Annotated in this window: 12 protein-coding genes; 7 read left to right on the top strand and 5 right to left on the bottom strand. The window is 38.3% G+C overall.

Annotation, left to right across the window (positions count from 1 at the left end):
* Nucleotides 1–34: 34 nt before the first annotated feature.
* Nucleotides 35–631 carry a glutathione S-transferase family protein gene (locus tag EHQ70_RS01395; protein WP_135583197.1) on the bottom strand — a complete coding sequence of 199 codons (597 nt, stop codon included), beginning with the start codon at nucleotides 629–631 and terminating at the stop codon, nucleotides 35–37.
* A gap of 124 nt (nucleotides 632–755) precedes the next feature.
* Between EHQ70_RS01395 and EHQ70_RS01390 the strand changes: the two genes are divergently transcribed.
* The 5 genes from EHQ70_RS01390 to EHQ70_RS01370 all read left to right on the top strand — a co-directional run bounded on the left by EHQ70_RS01390 (nucleotide 756) and on the right by EHQ70_RS01370 (nucleotide 4,772).
* Complete coding sequence (locus EHQ70_RS01390; protein ID WP_135583196.1) at nucleotides 756–1,298, top strand: NUDIX hydrolase; 543 nt, start codon at nucleotides 756–758, stop codon at nucleotides 1,296–1,298.
* A 158-nt stretch (nucleotides 1,299–1,456) separates the two neighbouring features.
* Nucleotides 1,457–2,245 carry a FecR family protein gene (locus EHQ70_RS01385; protein WP_135583195.1) on the top strand — a complete coding sequence of 263 codons (789 nt, stop codon included), beginning with the start codon at nucleotides 1,457–1,459 and terminating at the stop codon, nucleotides 2,243–2,245.
* Nucleotides 2,246–2,252: 7 nt separating this feature from the next.
* Complete coding sequence (locus tag EHQ70_RS01380; protein ID WP_135583194.1) at nucleotides 2,253–3,239, top strand: LBF_2017 N-terminal domain-containing protein; 987 nt, start codon at nucleotides 2,253–2,255, stop codon at nucleotides 3,237–3,239.
* A gap of 62 nt (nucleotides 3,240–3,301) precedes the next feature.
* Entirely contained in the window at nucleotides 3,302–4,543 is a 1,242-nt protein-coding gene (locus EHQ70_RS01375) for an MFS transporter (RefSeq protein ID WP_135583193.1), read from the top strand.
* 43 nt (nucleotides 4,544–4,586) lie between these two features.
* A complete protein-coding gene (locus EHQ70_RS01370; RefSeq protein WP_135583192.1) occupies nucleotides 4,587–4,772 on the top strand; it encodes a hypothetical protein in 186 nt (61 codons plus the stop codon).
* On the opposite strand, the gene EHQ70_RS01365 is transcribed toward EHQ70_RS01370, so the two are convergent.
* From EHQ70_RS01365 to uvrC, 4 genes are read right to left on the bottom strand one after another with little or no spacing between them, the layout of a single operon-like run.
* Entirely contained in the window at nucleotides 4,773–6,395 is a 1,623-nt protein-coding gene (locus EHQ70_RS01365; protein WP_135583191.1) for a phospholipase D-like domain-containing protein, read from the bottom strand.
* Nucleotides 6,392–7,801 carry an LA_2168 family protein gene (locus tag EHQ70_RS01360; protein WP_208729497.1) on the bottom strand — a complete coding sequence of 470 codons (1,410 nt, stop codon included), beginning with the start codon at nucleotides 7,799–7,801 and terminating at the stop codon, nucleotides 6,392–6,394. The genes EHQ70_RS01365 and EHQ70_RS01360 overlap by 4 nt, the downstream gene beginning before the upstream one ends.
* A gap of 14 nt (nucleotides 7,802–7,815) precedes the next feature.
* Entirely contained in the window at nucleotides 7,816–10,647 is a 2,832-nt protein-coding gene (locus tag EHQ70_RS01355) for an LIC11755 family lipoprotein (RefSeq protein WP_135583189.1), read from the bottom strand.
* Nucleotides 10,648–10,683: 36 nt separating this feature from the next.
* On the bottom strand, nucleotides 10,684–12,525 hold the full coding sequence (gene uvrC, locus EHQ70_RS01350; RefSeq protein WP_135583188.1) for an excinuclease ABC subunit UvrC: 1,842 nt from the start codon (nucleotides 12,523–12,525) through the stop codon (nucleotides 10,684–10,686).
* A gap of 74 nt (nucleotides 12,526–12,599) precedes the next feature.
* Between uvrC and EHQ70_RS01345 the strand changes: the two genes are divergently transcribed.
* Nucleotides 12,600–15,095, top strand: coding sequence for a methyl-accepting chemotaxis protein (locus EHQ70_RS01345; RefSeq protein WP_135583187.1), 2,496 nt, complete (start codon nucleotides 12,600–12,602; stop codon nucleotides 15,093–15,095).
* Nucleotides 15,088–15,618 carry a signal peptidase I gene (gene lepB, locus EHQ70_RS01340; protein WP_135583186.1) on the top strand — a complete coding sequence of 177 codons (531 nt, stop codon included), beginning with the start codon at nucleotides 15,088–15,090 and terminating at the stop codon, nucleotides 15,616–15,618. The genes EHQ70_RS01345 and lepB overlap by 8 nt, the downstream gene beginning before the upstream one ends.
* Nucleotide 15,619: the final 1 nt, after the last annotated feature.

Here is a 15,619-nt window from a genome sequence, read left to right as displayed (position 1 = left end):
CCGATCCGGTCGAGTGAAAAACGGCTGTTCTTTATTACTTAGGAGCGGTTTCCTTCCAAGATTTGTTTTGGCCGTGAAAGTTTAAAAAACTAGCAAAAACAGGATCTTCTTCCACCGGTAAAACCGAACGAAATCGGATCCAATCAAGGGCCGTATAAAGTGCCATTTCCGAAAGTCCCGTTTTTCCATCGGTAAAGAAAAAATGACCGTTTAACTCGCGTTTGACATAATCTAAAATAGAACTGATTCTGAGAGCATTTTTAGTGAGATAAGGGGCAGCATCTGGTTTGATCCCTTCTTTATTCAAATAAAATAAGAGGATTCCATTGTCTAGGGCTTGGTCAATGGCAGTGAGTAAATTTGCCTCTCGGTAATGGTGGGAACCATTTTTAGGTCGGAAGTTGCCGGATCCTTTGGTTTCAAGAATATAGTCAGTGATGGTATGGCTATCCCAAATTTTTACATCGTCGATCTCCGCATAAGGGATTTTCCAAAGAGGATTTTTTTCCCGTAATTCTTTTTGGCCGGCTTCTGTCATTGTATCCACAATGGTAAATGGAATTCCGAGTTCCAAACAAAGAAAACGAATTCGTCTTACATAAGGAGAAGTGATGCTACCATATAATTTCATATAGAGATAGTATTCTCGATCCCTTTCATCCTTCAAGAGTAAGATTTTGATATTTTTAAAAAAGTGTGAAAATCTCTATACAATTCTTTGGATTAGGATATCCCTTGTACGAAGGAAAAACAAATTGAAAGAACGAAAAAACTGGAAAGACCTATTCCCTACTCCTATTTATACGCTTGCCAGTTTTGATATCCAACTTCCGAGATCCGAAAAAGAAAAAACATATTATGTTTTAAAATCCAAAAATTGGGTCAACGTAGTTCCCGTCACTAAGTCTGGTGATATTTTGCTCATCAAACAATACAGGCATGGAATCGGTGAAGAAAGTTTGGAAATTCCAGGAGGGATTGTTGATGAGGAAGGACCGGGTTCCGAACTAGAATCCGCAATTCGAGAACTCAGGGAAGAGACTGGATACGCCACAGAGATTCAAAAATACAAATTACTTTCTAAGTTTTCCGGAAACCCAGCTATGTTTACCAACTGGTCTTATTCCTATGTGGCTTACGATGTGGACTTGATTCACGATGTAGAATTTGATGAAGGTGAAGACATTGAGATTGTTTTGAAAAAACCAGAAGAAGTAAAACAATTGTTACTCGATGGAACCATCCATCACCCTCATATGGCCGCAGCCCTTGGACTTTACTTTTTACAATCCAAGTAACAACCTAACGATTGTAGAGTTTTTTACTAACTACCCCTCGGAGATTCACATTCATTCTTTAATGAATTCTAAAAAATGATAAAAAACTATGTTTAGAAAAATCCCCAAGATTTTCGAAATTGCTGGAAAATTAAACATTGGTTTGAGACAGTATATATATGAGAAAGTCCATCGCACAGTCAATCCTAGTACTTATCATAGTATTCAGTCAGTTTTCGCTTTTTGCGGAAGATGGTGAAACCTTAGAGCCTATTACCATCACGGTCCAAAAGGGAGAAACCCTTTCTCTCATTTCAGAAAGACATCTTTCTGATCCCAAACGTTGGCCAGAACTTTTAAAACATAACAAAATTCCTAATCCAGACCTAATCAAACCAGGTCTGTCTCTTGTGGTTCCTGTTTTTCTGAGAAAACCTGTTGTTGGTGTCACTGAATTTGTGATGGGACAAGTGGAATGGAATGGAACTGGTGGAAAAGGACCTTGGGTTCCTTTGAAATTAGGACAGGAACTCCATCCCAATGACCAAATCAAAACGGCAGGTAAGGGAAAAACAGATGTTCATATCAATAATGTTGGTATGGTGCGCATTTTAAACAATAGCCACTTTGAAGTTAGAGGGGCTGAAAAGAAAGGTGGAACCATTGCAGTCGCCCTTTTCAAAGGAAGTTTGGATGCCAAAGTCACAAAATCCAATCCACCAACCACCGAACATAAGTTTAACATCGTAAGTCCCTCTTCCACTGCGGGTGTTCGGGGAACAGAATTCCGTGTAGAATTAGATGAAAAGTTAAGTTCCACCATTTCCTGTTTTGAAGGAGTGGTAGATGTAGCAGCGCAAGGAAAAACTGTTGAGTTGAAACAAGGGATGGCAACTTTTGTAGAGAAAGGTAAATCTCCAGTACAACCTTACAAAATTCCAGAAGCACCTCGCCTCAAAGAAGAATAGAAGGAATATGAATCGAAATTTATTACTGATCCTTGGGATTGTTTTTTTAACATTTAGTTCTCTAGTTTCTAAACCAAAAAGAGAACTTCGAATTGCGATCGATGCTGAACCAGAAGCCAATTTTGAATTGGAACTTTGGCAAGAGAAACCAAATGAAAATGGGGATAGTATTGCCCCAAAACCACCTGAAACCATTCAGTTTAAGGGAAACAAAATTACAGTCACTCCCAAAGATGATTTCGAATACTTTCGTGTTCGAAGGTTAGGTGAATATGGTGCTAAAGGATTTTGGACACAAGTGTATTCGACAAATGTGGATCCGGGTTCCCCTCTTTCTGTTCCGAAGGAATACGTTGCTACCAAAAAAGTTTTTGTTCCCAAACAAGAACCGAAAAAAGCAACTTCAGTAATTTCAGGTGATAGTTTTGTCATTGTGAAAGACAAAGAAGAATCGATTCGTTATCTTACAAAAGACCAATTGACTTTGTATCCAGTGGATGATGCATCTGGTGTGGCCGAAGTTCGTTATCGTATGAATGGTGGGCATTGGAATTCCAGCAAAGCAATGACGTCGGTTCCAGTCCAAGAAGAAGGGAATTATAAGTTTTTGTATTTTTCTTTAGACCATGCTGGAAACAAAGAACCAGTTCAAGTATTGGACTTTATCAAAGATTCCACACCACCAGAAACAAAGCTGGATTGGGTTGGACAAAGTGCCAATGGCAAAGGTGGGATTAAATTTCTTTCTCCGGAAACAAAAATCAAACTCACCTCGAAAGATCGTTTGAGTGGAACCAAAGACATTCTTGTTGCTTACACTTGTCAGTCGGGAAACCAATCAGAATTTAAACCATATACGGCTGAGATCTCAATTTTTGAGTTAAAAACAACATGTAAAGGTTCATTCCAATTATTCTATTATGCGGTAGACAATGTAGGGAATGAAGAGGCAGTCAAAACGTTAAATTTCCAATTGGGTAGCGAATCCAATTAAGAAATAAACTATAAGATTGTCGATTGCCCCAAATTTAGGGCTTCTAAACACTGGCCTAAGAGATGAAGAAAAACCTTTCTTTGGCCATTTTCAAACACCGTGACTTTCGTTACTTTATTGTCGCAAGATTCTTTATGGTTCTTGCGATCAACATCCAGGCCACCATCGTCGGTTGGCAAGTATATGAACTGACAGGAAGTGTCCTTGACCTAGGCCTTGTTGGGCTTTTTGAAGCTATCCCCTCTATCGTCGTTGCCCTTTATGCTGGACATCTTGCTGACTTACGAGACCGCCGCAATATCATTGTTATCTGTTTATTCTTTTTACTTGTTTGTTCCCTTACTCTTTTTGCATTCACAGGCCCCCTGTCTTTTTTACTGGATACCTACAAAGCTTATCCTATCTTTTTAGTGATACTAGTTTCTGGAATTGCGAGAGGGTTTATCTCTCCTGCTATTTTTAGTTTCGTCACACAACTAGTCCCCAGAGAACATTACCCGCACTCGGCGGCTTGGATGGGAACATCTTTCCAAGCCGGTGCCGTAATTGGACCTGCTCTTGGTGGAATTGTGTATGGAAGTATGGGAATGCAAGCTGCCTATGCTCTGGATTCTATTTGTATTGGCCTTCCCTTTTTACTTTTCTTTTGGATCGCAAAACGTGATCTTCCGGAACGCAAAGAAAAAGAAGCTTTAAAAGACAGTCTTCTCAAAGGGCTTCGTTTTGTTTTGAAAAACGAAATTATGTTAGGTGCCATGGCTCTCGATATGTTCGCTGTTCTATTTGGCGGAGCCGTTGCCCTCCTACCGGTCTATGCCAAAGATATTTTATTTGTTGGTTCCGAAGGTCTTGGATATTTACGAGCTGCCCCTTCTTTCGGTGCCCTCCTTATGGCCTATTATCTCACATACAAACCTCCGCTAGAAAAGTCAGGCCGAGTTTTATTACTCTGCGTGTTTGGATTTGGAGTTTGTATGCTAGTATTTGGTCTTTCCCATTCCTTTCTCGTTTCGCTAACTGCCTTGTTTTTGTCCGGTGTATTTGATAGCGTATCCGTTGTGGTTCGTTCCACCATCATGCAAACCATGACTCCCGAAGATATGCGTGGTCGAGTGAGCGCTATCAATAAAGTTTTTATCGGTTCTTCCAATGAAATTGGGGCTTTTGAGTCAGGGGTTTCCGCTAAATTTCTGGGCCCAGTGGGGTCGGTTGTTTTTGGAGGAGTTATGACCATCCTTGTTGTGTTCTTTACATTCCGTTTATCTCCTAAGTTGAAAGATTTAGAACTGAAAGACTGGGTTTAAAAATGCTTGGAAAATCTCTTTTGTAGGGAAAACTGGACAGGCCATGTCAGATTTGATCCATGATTCTAAACTTCCTGAAGACAAAAAACACACTCTTGTTCTTCTCATACAAACAATGTTAAACGATGTGAATAAACAAATCACTCACTTAGGAATCAATAACTATATGAAACTCCAAGATGACATTGCGAAGATTTTACTTCCTATCATCGAAGACAAAATGGAATGATCAGTCGTTAGAACAAACCGGTGTTATTTTTCCTGTAACTTCTAAACGGTTCATTAAAAATACCATCCATTCGGGTGGTTTATTTTTTTCTTTTGTATGACAAAATGAAAAGTTTCCTTGATTTGTCCGCACCCAAAACCATAAGTTTTTTCCCCTCCAAAAATCTGTCTGACCCAAAATCGTAGAATTCCCATCCGGTATAAAGGATTGTTTAGGATGGGAACCGTCCCAAAAAGAAAAGGAAAGAACTTTCTCTCCACTAGAAAGAGTGACCGCAGTTCCCAAAAAATAGTTTTGTAAAATAAGTCGTGAAAGGGAACCTTCCGATTCTTCCCAAATAGGATCCATAAGATTGGAAGAAAATAAAAACCGATCTCCAATTTTATTTCTAATAATACCCGTTAATCCCAAACTTTGTTTGTAAGCATTTGATAACGCATTGGAATTGGTATCGAAGTATCCGTCACTATTAAACAAAACATTTGTTTGGAACAAAGAGTTTTGGAATCTCTGAATAAAATAAAATTTCAAATCCGAATCGTTATTTGGATTTGTTTGTTCTGAATTTGTATTTGGATTCGTAACAGAATTTGCCATCCATAAAATCCTCTTCCATTCCATCAGGAACTCATTCGCAACACTAGGATGTTCCATTCTTACGAAAATTTCCTTGTTTTTATCTCTTGCCGATACGGAAAAATTATACGAACCAGTATAAACAATCCGATCATCAATCAGCATTGTTTTGTGATGCAACAACCCACCCAAATAACGATCATTTTTATAAACAAAATCAACATTTCCATCTTCCCAAATCTGCGAAGGAGAACTTAAATTTTGACTCAGGAAAATACCTTCAGGGTTAGTAGACATGGGACCATTGTAGATTCCTTCGACGCGAACTCCTCGTTTGTTAGCCTCCAAAAGTTTTAAACTTAGAACGGGATCATAATGAGAATAAATTAAATATTTAATGGAGTGTTTTGCCGTATCTACTGCATCGATTAATTCTTGTTGGATTTCGAGTCCAGCTTCGGGAGAAACAAAATATCGTAAAAAGCCAATTTGAAAAAAACCTCGGGGATTTTTTCCCTCTAGGGTTGCCACTAACCCTTCTAACTCATTTGGTAAAATATTTTGGATCCAATAAACATTATGATCCGTCATGAGTCCGTGAGTGGTAAAGTTTCCGGTTCCCGTAAAGATACGAATTCCATCAATGATCCAAATTTTTGTATGATGGATTCCAGAACCCGACCATCTTTGGATTTCTAAACCAAAGGATTCTAGTTCCGAATAATCTTCCTCTTTGTCTCCAAAAAGTTGGATCTTTACTCCCATTCTTTGTTTCAAATACAATTCCGAGATGATTTCATAATCATCAATAGAATAGAGATATGCACGTATAGATATCTTTGCTTTTTTGATTTCAGAAAGTAAAACATCCTTCACGAGTCTTTTTTTGTCTTCCGCTACGTCCCGACCAGGATAAGAAAAATATAACTCAGAAATAGGAGGACTCGGAACGAGTAGAGATAAAAGATCTTTGTCAGATTTTTGATTTTTGCAAAAACTAAGAAGCGTTAGGGAACAAAACAAAAGAAGGATTAGGATTCGATTCATATCTGGATTCTCCCAAAAAAATATCCAAAGTTTGACTTTAGGCCAATGGACTCGGGTAAAAACACTTGAGAAAAACCCATACCCAATTCAAATGAAGAATCTTCCTTTAAAGAAAGTTCCAGAACACCTTCCCCGATGGCAAAAACTTCAAAATCCCTTTTTTGAAAACTAATTCGACCATCAGAGGGAGCCCCAACTTTATATGGTAAAAAATAAGAACCTATCATTTTTGCAACAAACTGATGATAGGTGAACTGAAAAACAAGTTCCGTTAAATACCCAAAACACCTCCCTTCTTTTAAAGCGAAATTTTTTTCATATCCAGAATCGGTAACAGCTGCGGAAGGAAAAACCTGCAAGATTTGTGATAGATACGGAGTTTGTGCGGGATGGGAACCAAAAGAAACATATCCATCTCGAATGATTTGATTTTTTGCATTCCTCTCTTCTCTGTCAGACAAAAAATGAGAACTTCGGAAAAGGAAATCACCAAATCGAAGTTCTGCTCCCATTTGTAAAGCTTCTCCTGAAACGGGAATGGAGCCGGATTTTGCTGCCAATTTGGAATTGGTTCTATCGTTTCCTTTGGCCCAGAGAAAATCAAACTGAAGGTCTAAAACTTCCATATCAAATCCAATCCCCAAATTTCCATTCACCAACGAATCTCCATCGGCTCCAGATACTTTCGTTTCTCGTTGGCTATCTTTTACATGTCGCCCGTAACTTCCCAGTTCGATGTATTGGAGTCCAAGACGTAAAACAAGAAACTCTCCGAAACTCAGTCCGAAGGAATGTCTTCTGTGATGGTTCGGTTTGTTTTTGTTTGGTTCCGAGTTTCCGGATAAACCTCTTTCTTCTTCCAATGCACGAGGAAGTACAGAATGGAACCGGTCTTTTTCAAACAAAATTGCACCTGAATACCGATCCCAAAGAAAAAACTGTAATGTTAAATTCTGACTCGGTAAAAATTCGATAAAAACGCCCTCTCCTCCGTCATAACTAGTTTGAAAAGCCTTTGGTCGAAATAAATGTTCTCTTCTACCCACTCCAAAAAAAAACTTCGATGTTTCATAACCAATATAATGATTTTTTCCTAAATAAAAAGGATTTAAACCCGTTTCTTTTCCCGTAGTGAGTTTGATTTCTAAATCCCAAACAATTTTTTCTTTTCTGTTTTTATCTTTTAGGCCAACAAACATCGATTCGCCGGAAACTCGATTCAAATAAGCAGAGTTTTGGAAATTTTGACTAAACCGATCAATTTCCAAATCCCAACCAGGAATTTGATTCGACTTTTTTGGATTTACTTCTTTTAGAAACAGTTCATATCCCAGAATCCCCACTTCTACACCCACTGCCAATAAGGAAAGATTCCCAAATAACAGATATAATGCGAAAGAACAAATTAAATATAAAAATTTCAAAGTGACTCGCGAAAGATTTCAAAATCTGCAGCAGACATACCCAAAGAGCCTGCTTTCAACCAAAGAAACTCACCCGTTGCTACCAAGATGCGAAGTGGAGAATTACTTTCCTTGTGACCAAAGGAAGAAATTAGAATGGAATTTTGTCCTATTTTCTTTCGTATTTGGATGGACTCACCAGAGGAGATCCCGTTTCCAATCGTTGCCGTTGTACGAACAGTAAGGAGTAAATCGGATTCTTTTTGGAAGATGGGCATAAACCAATCCTTACCATCAGGATCTACAATCCAGGCGCATCCATTGGGACTTAGAATGGTAGAATTGTATAAAAAACTTTGGCCTCCACTCCCCAAAGGAGAGAGATGAGGAAATCGAGTTTGGTAAGAAACAAGTTCATCTGTATTTCCTTCATCTTCCACCAAATAGGCATTCAAATCCTCAGGATTCAATCCCCGATTACAAAGATAAATCCACTCATTTTGTGATTGGTATGGGTTTGGATAAATGGCTTCGATTTGAACCGGTCCTTTTCTTTCTAAAAAACTTTTTGATTCAATCAGTTTTGGATGAGAAAAATAAGAATAGATCTGTTCTTCGGGAAGAAATGGATGGGAAGGTCCTAAAGTCCACTGGTAGGCATTACCACCTAATGGTTGTAAAATAGAAGCTACTTTTCCCGCCCCGTTCCCTATCAAAACCTCTGGTTCAGGATCAAGTGGAAGATTGGAAACATAGGTAAAGGGAGAGGATAACTTCTCGATTTCCAGACTTCTCTCTTTTTTAAGTCCAGGACTACGATATTCCCCCAGACAAAGAGGAGAAGGAAGAAGAGAACGAGAAAATTGAATTGGAAAAGATTCTGGATGGAGGGAACGTTTGCCACCCATACTCTTTTCGCGAATCCAATTCGGATCAAAAGAAATCGTGGTGTCCGCTCCCGTATTTCTGTTTTGATAAAGAAGAGAACGAAATGGTTCTGAAAAAAAATCATCCGGCAATCGGTAATTCTCTTCTCCATTACAGGGAGAAGGAGAAGTTGTGAATGTTAAAATTTCTGTTCCATTTGGTTTCCAAAAGGAATACCGGTTACCATTTTCTCTTTCAAAAACAACAACACCTTCCCCAAATCCAGAAAATCCGAAATCTAAAAACGGAGATTGTCCAGAACCATATTCCAAAATTTCTGTAGAAATCTGATTCACCAAACTATTGTTTACTTGTCCTGGACTGATTTGAAAACCATGTAAGTTAAAAAAAGGGGAACTACCGAGTAAAGGATGAGGGGATTCATTTTTTAAATTGATTTGGATTGAATACCGATTTTTTTCCTTAAAACGAAGCAAATGAAAATGATCTGGGTTCGTTAAAAATGAAGTGGTTGTTTTAGTTTTTCTATCTTCAAAGTGAAAACTAGGAACTTGAAAACTTACCTTTGGAAGAGAAAATGGTTTTTCCTTTTCTAAGAGGTTTAAACCAACCCAAAGTTTTCTTGTAAGAAGGAAAATAGAGCCGGATGGTAAAATCCATTCACCAGCTGACAAAGGATAAATGGCATTCTCAAAAAACCAATTGAGTGAGGATCCGTCACATGCCCCTCCTATGTTTTGAAATTCAAAGAATCCGGGGATTGGCATCCCTGAATCAAAATGATTCCCAGGATAAAATTCAGTAATTTGGATTTGGTCTGTCTTACAACCGGCTACGGAATCCTCATTTTGTTTTTTTTCCAAAGAGTTTGGTAACCCCGGGTTTCCACAAAAGTTATCTGTGGTTATCCAAAGATTGAATTGGTTGCGACAAGATACTGAATGAGTTTGGTTTGAAAAAAATTCATTTCCTTGGCGAAAGAAAAAATTAAAATCTCTAAATTCTGAATCTCCAAAACGAATCAGAGAATTTGATCCAAGATCCGCGAGGAAATCTTTAGGAATTGGAATTCCATGGAATTTGGATTCATCCGATAAAAGAAGAATCGCGTTAGGTAGAATCAATTTGGTTCTTTTGGAAAACAATTCAGACTGAAATGTTTTTCTGATCCCAGCAATCTCCCAATCGATAGAAGAAAATCTAGGACAAAGAACTTTGTCTTTTGGATTTTCCCATTCGATAAACCTTTGGTAAGAAGAGTCTGAATGCCGAAAAAGTTCGGAAACAACGGGCTCAGTAGGATCACATTCGGCAAGCCAGTTCTCATTTTGAGTTTCAATTCGTTCGGCAATTTCTCCTAGATCGGGACAAGGGAGTTCGAAAACAAGAGTTCGTTGTTTGTTTTCTGAACCAGTCAGTTTATGTGAGGGAAATACAACTTCACAAACCTGTGTTGTCCTTTGGATGAAAATAGGATGCGGGAGGGCGAAGGTTTGGTAAGTGACAAGCCCACCTGACCAAATTTGTGAGTCCCAGAAAGAAAGAACTTCCTTAGTGTCTGATTCTTTTTTCCATTTTCCGTATTCGACAACAGAGGCAACCCAACCCTTCCCTCCTAAATTCCAAGATGGATATTCAGAAGAATCGTTTTCTAATAAGGAAAAACCTGAGTTCCATTTTTCAGAAAAAGATTCGTTTGTTTTCCAACAAACACGAAATTTTCCACCTAACTCACGTCTATATAGAGAAATTGGAAGAGAATGAATGCATAATACCTCTGAATTAAAACTAACATAGTTGGTATTATCAACGATTTCTCCATCATATTCGAGATTTCCATATTGGAATTCGAACTGAGGTGTATCGGTAAAACCATCGCCAAACAAGAGGAATGGGGCCTCTCCCTTGTTTTGGCATCCAACAAGGAAAAATAAAATAAAGGTTATGGTTTGTTTTCGCATCTCCCACCTCAATGACTGCAGGTGGGAAAACGGAATTTATGGTTCTATTTTTCGTAAACTTTGGATGCCGTTAAAAATTTTTTCGGCAAGGACTGGACCAATTCCCGGAACGTTTTTTAATTCTTCTCTTGTGGCATCAGTAACTTTCTTTTTGGATTGGAAATAGGATAAGATACTTTTTCTACGACTGGCTCCAATATCTTCTATATCATCCAAAATGGTTTTTAGGGCTTTTTTCTTTCTTTGAACTCTTTGGAAAGTGACTCCAAACCTATGGGCCTCATCTCGTAAATTCCGAAGGAGCCGCATCATAGGAGAATGAATATCAAAACTATATGGGTGTTTTTCACCAGGGAAATATATTTCCTCTCGTTTTTTAGCAAGGCCGACCATAGGAATATGACCAAGTTCTAATGCATTTGCGGCCTCTGCTGCCCTTGACAACTGAGTGAGTCCCCCATCAATCACGATGAGATCGGGAAGTGGTTCTTCTTCATTCACCAAATGACTGAGCCTTCTTGCAATCACTTCATGGATCATCCCTGGATCATTGATTCCTTCATACCCGCGCATTTTATAATGCCTATAACCCGCCTTATACGGTTTGCCATCCACAAACATCACACCACTGGCAACAGGCGAAGAACCTTGAAAATGAGAAATATCATAACATTCGATGGTTCTTGGTAAAACTGGTAAATTTAATTTTTCCTGAAGTTCTTTCATTGCGACCGATTGGTCTCGGAGTTTGGTGGCAAGGATTCGTTCGGTCAAACTTAGTTCAGCATTTTTTTCTGCCAAACGAAGGAGTGATTTTTTAGGACCCATCTCTGGAAACTTAAGTTTTACAGAAGTCCCAAATTTTTCGGTTATGGCTTCCATAAACACATCGTAGTTGCCTTTCGCCGATGGAGGTAAAAAAACAATACTTGGAAGAAGGGTGACATTTAGATAATAATCACGAAGAAATGATGTAAATACTTCTTCATCATCGGAAAAAGAAAGTCCAGTGAGAGGAAATGATTTTTTCCCTTCAAGCCTTCCGCCTCGCACTTCTAAAATCACAACTTGACCTTCATCATCTCGTTTGCCAATACCAAGAATATCCTCGTCTCCTCCATCCATACTAACAACAGTTTGCTTTTCTCGGACTTGGTTGATTTTTTCGATTCGTGTTTTTAAATATCCAGCTCTTTCATATTCCATCCTTTCGGAGGCTCTTACCATCGCAGATTTTAATCCAGAAACCAGTCTTTCTTTTTTCCCTTCCAAAAAACTAAGAATTTCATCAACTAACTCAGCGTAGGTCTCTTTTGTTATATTTCCTTGGCAAGGCCCAAGACAACGTCCCATATGAAAGTTAAGACAAGGTCTTTGAGGTTTCGAAAGTGGAAGTTTCAGTTTGGTTTTACGAATTGGAAAGATTCTATGTATCAATTCCAAAGTATCTCGGGCTGCTTTGACATCAGTAAAGGGTCCAAAATACCGATCTCCATTAGCTTTGACCTTTCTAGTGATAAACACCATTGGGTAATCTTCGCTTGTAGACACACAAAGGAAGGGATAATTTTTATCGTCTTTTAGTCTTACATTAAACTTGGGATTGTATTTTTTGATTAAGGTGGCTTCTAGAAGCAAAGCTTCTTTTTCCGTACTTGTTGCAATCCAATCAAGGTCATACAATTCCACATAAAGGGCTCTGGTTTTACGATCCTTTTGGTTGGGATTCAAATAAGAGCGAACTCTTGACTGAAGTTTTAGTGCCTTACCAACATAGATCACTTCGCCGATTTGATTTTTCCAAAGATAACATCCAGGTAAACTTCCTAAGTTTTTAATCTTTTCCTGGATGGTTTTTAGAACGAGTGAGTCTTTCATTATGGATTCTTATGGGAATTTTACGTTTACAATTCTTAGACGGTCTGTATCCCTAGGGTATGGATATACGTAAAATGATCAAATTTATAATTTTTGGTCTGGAAGGTTTTAATTACGGAATCGGTGTCCCCACTCTCCTCGGATATATATACTTTTTTACAGAATGGTCGGGAGAAGAATTTCAAATCATTCTAATTTCGACTTCCATCGCAGTTTTTTTCATCCTCGGATTTTGTATTAGTTTTTATTGGGTTCGATTTGCACCGGTCTCTCGTATTGGAAAACCCGAAGTCACAAAACGGGATCATAAATTGGCTTACTTCTGGTTGGACCATCTAGGGAAAGTTGCGATCATCGACATGATCATTCGTTATGCCATTGGATTTTTGTTTGTCATCGGAGCCCTTCTTTTCTATTTAAAATCCAAAAACTTTGTTCTTATGAGCGAGATGGCCATTGGCCTTTTTTTGACTCTTGCCATTACCGTCATTTTCCAATCCATATTTGTTGATTATGTAGAAAACAAATTCAACATTAAAGGAATTTTACTTACAATCAGAAATGATCATACCAAACGAATCAACACGAGAAAACTTTCCAGAAATTTAGGATTCCAAACGGTTCTTTCTTTTTTTGCGGCCATCCTCATTTTATTCATCATCAACTACCGCATGAATTTCCGACAAGAGTTGAATTTGGTCAACACGAGTATGGAACAAGCTGTAATGGATTCTGAAACACTGATGCGTGTGACATTAGTTGATTTTCGCGATCGCCTCACTTTATCTATTTTTGCAGAAAACAAATTAAAAGACCAAATTGTTCGTAAAGACATCCAAGGAATCCGAAATGTCCTAAACGAAATCCAATTAAAAAGTACAAACCATGCGGTAGAGGCTCTTTTTTATTACAAACCAGACGAAGGCATTTTTGTTTCTACAAATGAATATGACCGTAACAAAACAGGTTCCATATTTTTTATCGAAGAGGAACAACTAGCAAAACAAGGGCCTCTTCGTCATACAAGCATTCGTTCGAAAGTCTCTGGAGATATCATCTCCCCTTATACTCTCCCCGTTTATCAAAACGATAAGTTTTTAGGATATGTAGGTGGGTTTTTAAACATCGGAAAACTCTCTAGTTTTATCTTAGGAAATATCAAAATCGGGATTTCAGGAAAGGTTGGATTCTTCGATGGAGATGGTGCGGTTATTTACTACACAAACAAAAAGGAAATTGGAACAAACGCCAAATCAAAGTTAGTTTTTGATATCCCTTTTCAAAGAGAAGAAGCTCTCGGTTATGCCGATTCCACAGAAGATGGAACCTTCAAAAGGATTTTCTTTGTCAAAAACCCAGAATTCAATTACGTTATCTTTTGTATTTTTGAAAATGCAGAGTTATATGAAAAAACTTTAGTTAGTCTTTTTACAACACTTGGAATTTCAATTTTTGTAGTTTTGATCATAGGAATCATCACAGTCCTCGTCATCGAATCCAAACTCAAACCATTAGATAGAATCAAAGTTAGAATCGCTGATATGGTAAAAGGAAACTTACAATCCGATTTTTATGATTCGAGTCGTGACGAAATTGGAAGTATGGCCAATGCTATGTTTGATTTCCAAACCAAACTACGCCAAATTGTAAACAAAACCCAAACTGTATCGAATGAACTCACAAACACAAGTTCCGATATTTATGAATCTATGTTATCACTCTCCGATGCTGCACAAAACCAAGCTGCAAGTAGCGAAGAAATTTCTGCCTCTGTAGAAGAAATCACAGCAGGGATTGAAAGTGTAGCCCAACGAACGGAAACCCAATCATTTACCTTAGTTTCTCTCATGAAAAAAATGACGGAGCTAAACCAAGCTGTTTCCGATATCGATAAAAAATTCCAAATTGCAGACACAAGAGTAGAAGAAATCACAAACGATGCCAAGTTAGGTGAAAAGTCCTTAAGTGAGATGAAACTTTCTATGGACAAAATCTACGAATCTTCCTCAGAGATGACAAATGTTGTGGAAATCATTCACAATATCTCGGAACAAATCAATTTACTCGCCCTGAACGCTGCCATCGAGGCGGCAAGAGCAGGAGTCAGTGGACGGGGATTTGCCGTTGTTGCCGATGAAATTTCCAAACTTGCCGACAAAACTGCCAAATCCATTGATGATATTGAAGAACTCATCAAACAGAATGAAGGTGAAATCAAACAAGGTCAGGAAAAAATTGACCAATCCATTGTGATTTTAAGTGAAACCATTTCTGGTGTGAATTCCATCAACCAAATGACAAAAGAAATTCGCTCCGTTGTTCAAAAACAAATTGAAACAAACGAAGAAGTCAACGAAGGTGTAACACAAATCCGAGAACTTTCGGAAATGATTAAAGAAGCCACCGACGAACAAAAAATGGCGATGCTCGAAATTTCCAGATCAATGGCAGAAATCAATACCCATGCCCAAACCACTGCAATGTCTAGTGAAGGAACCAAATCCAGTTCACAAAACATGAACCAACTTTCAGAAAGCCTACGAAGAGAGATCAATTATTTCCATGTCTAAATCCAAAAACAAAGTACCTTTCAAAACAAGACTATATGAATTTTTAATTCCACTTTGCTTGGGACTCATATTGGCAATTGGGGTGAAATACTTTATCATCACACCCGTTCATATTCCTAACCAGTTTATGGAGCCTACTTTAAAAAGCGGATCTACTGCTTATTTTAACAAATGGTTTCGCACCAAACAATTAGGGATTGGGGATGTGGTTCTCGTTCGTTCCCCACTTGATCCTGAATCCGTTCTGATTGCACGGATTGTTGGGAAACCAGGAGATACGATTTATGTACAAAAAAGAATGGTTTTTCGTAATGACACAATCCTAGATCCAACTAGTTTTCCAGAATCATCCGCGAATAATATCCCCCTCATCCCACAAGGAAAAACAGAGTCGGATGATATGCCCAAACTAACAGTTCCCGATAAATCTTTTTTCTTACTAGCTGACAACAGAGAACTGGGTGTTGATTCCAGAACTTTGGGTGTGATCCAGGAAAACCAAATCATTGCTACCTTATGGTAAC

Source organism: Leptospira congkakensis (genome assembly GCF_004770265.1).
Lineage (GTDB): Bacteria > Spirochaetota > Leptospiria > Leptospirales > Leptospiraceae > Leptospira_A > Leptospira_A congkakensis.
Note: the sequence above shows the minus strand (reverse complement) of the source record. Positions and strands in the feature narration are given on the sequence as shown.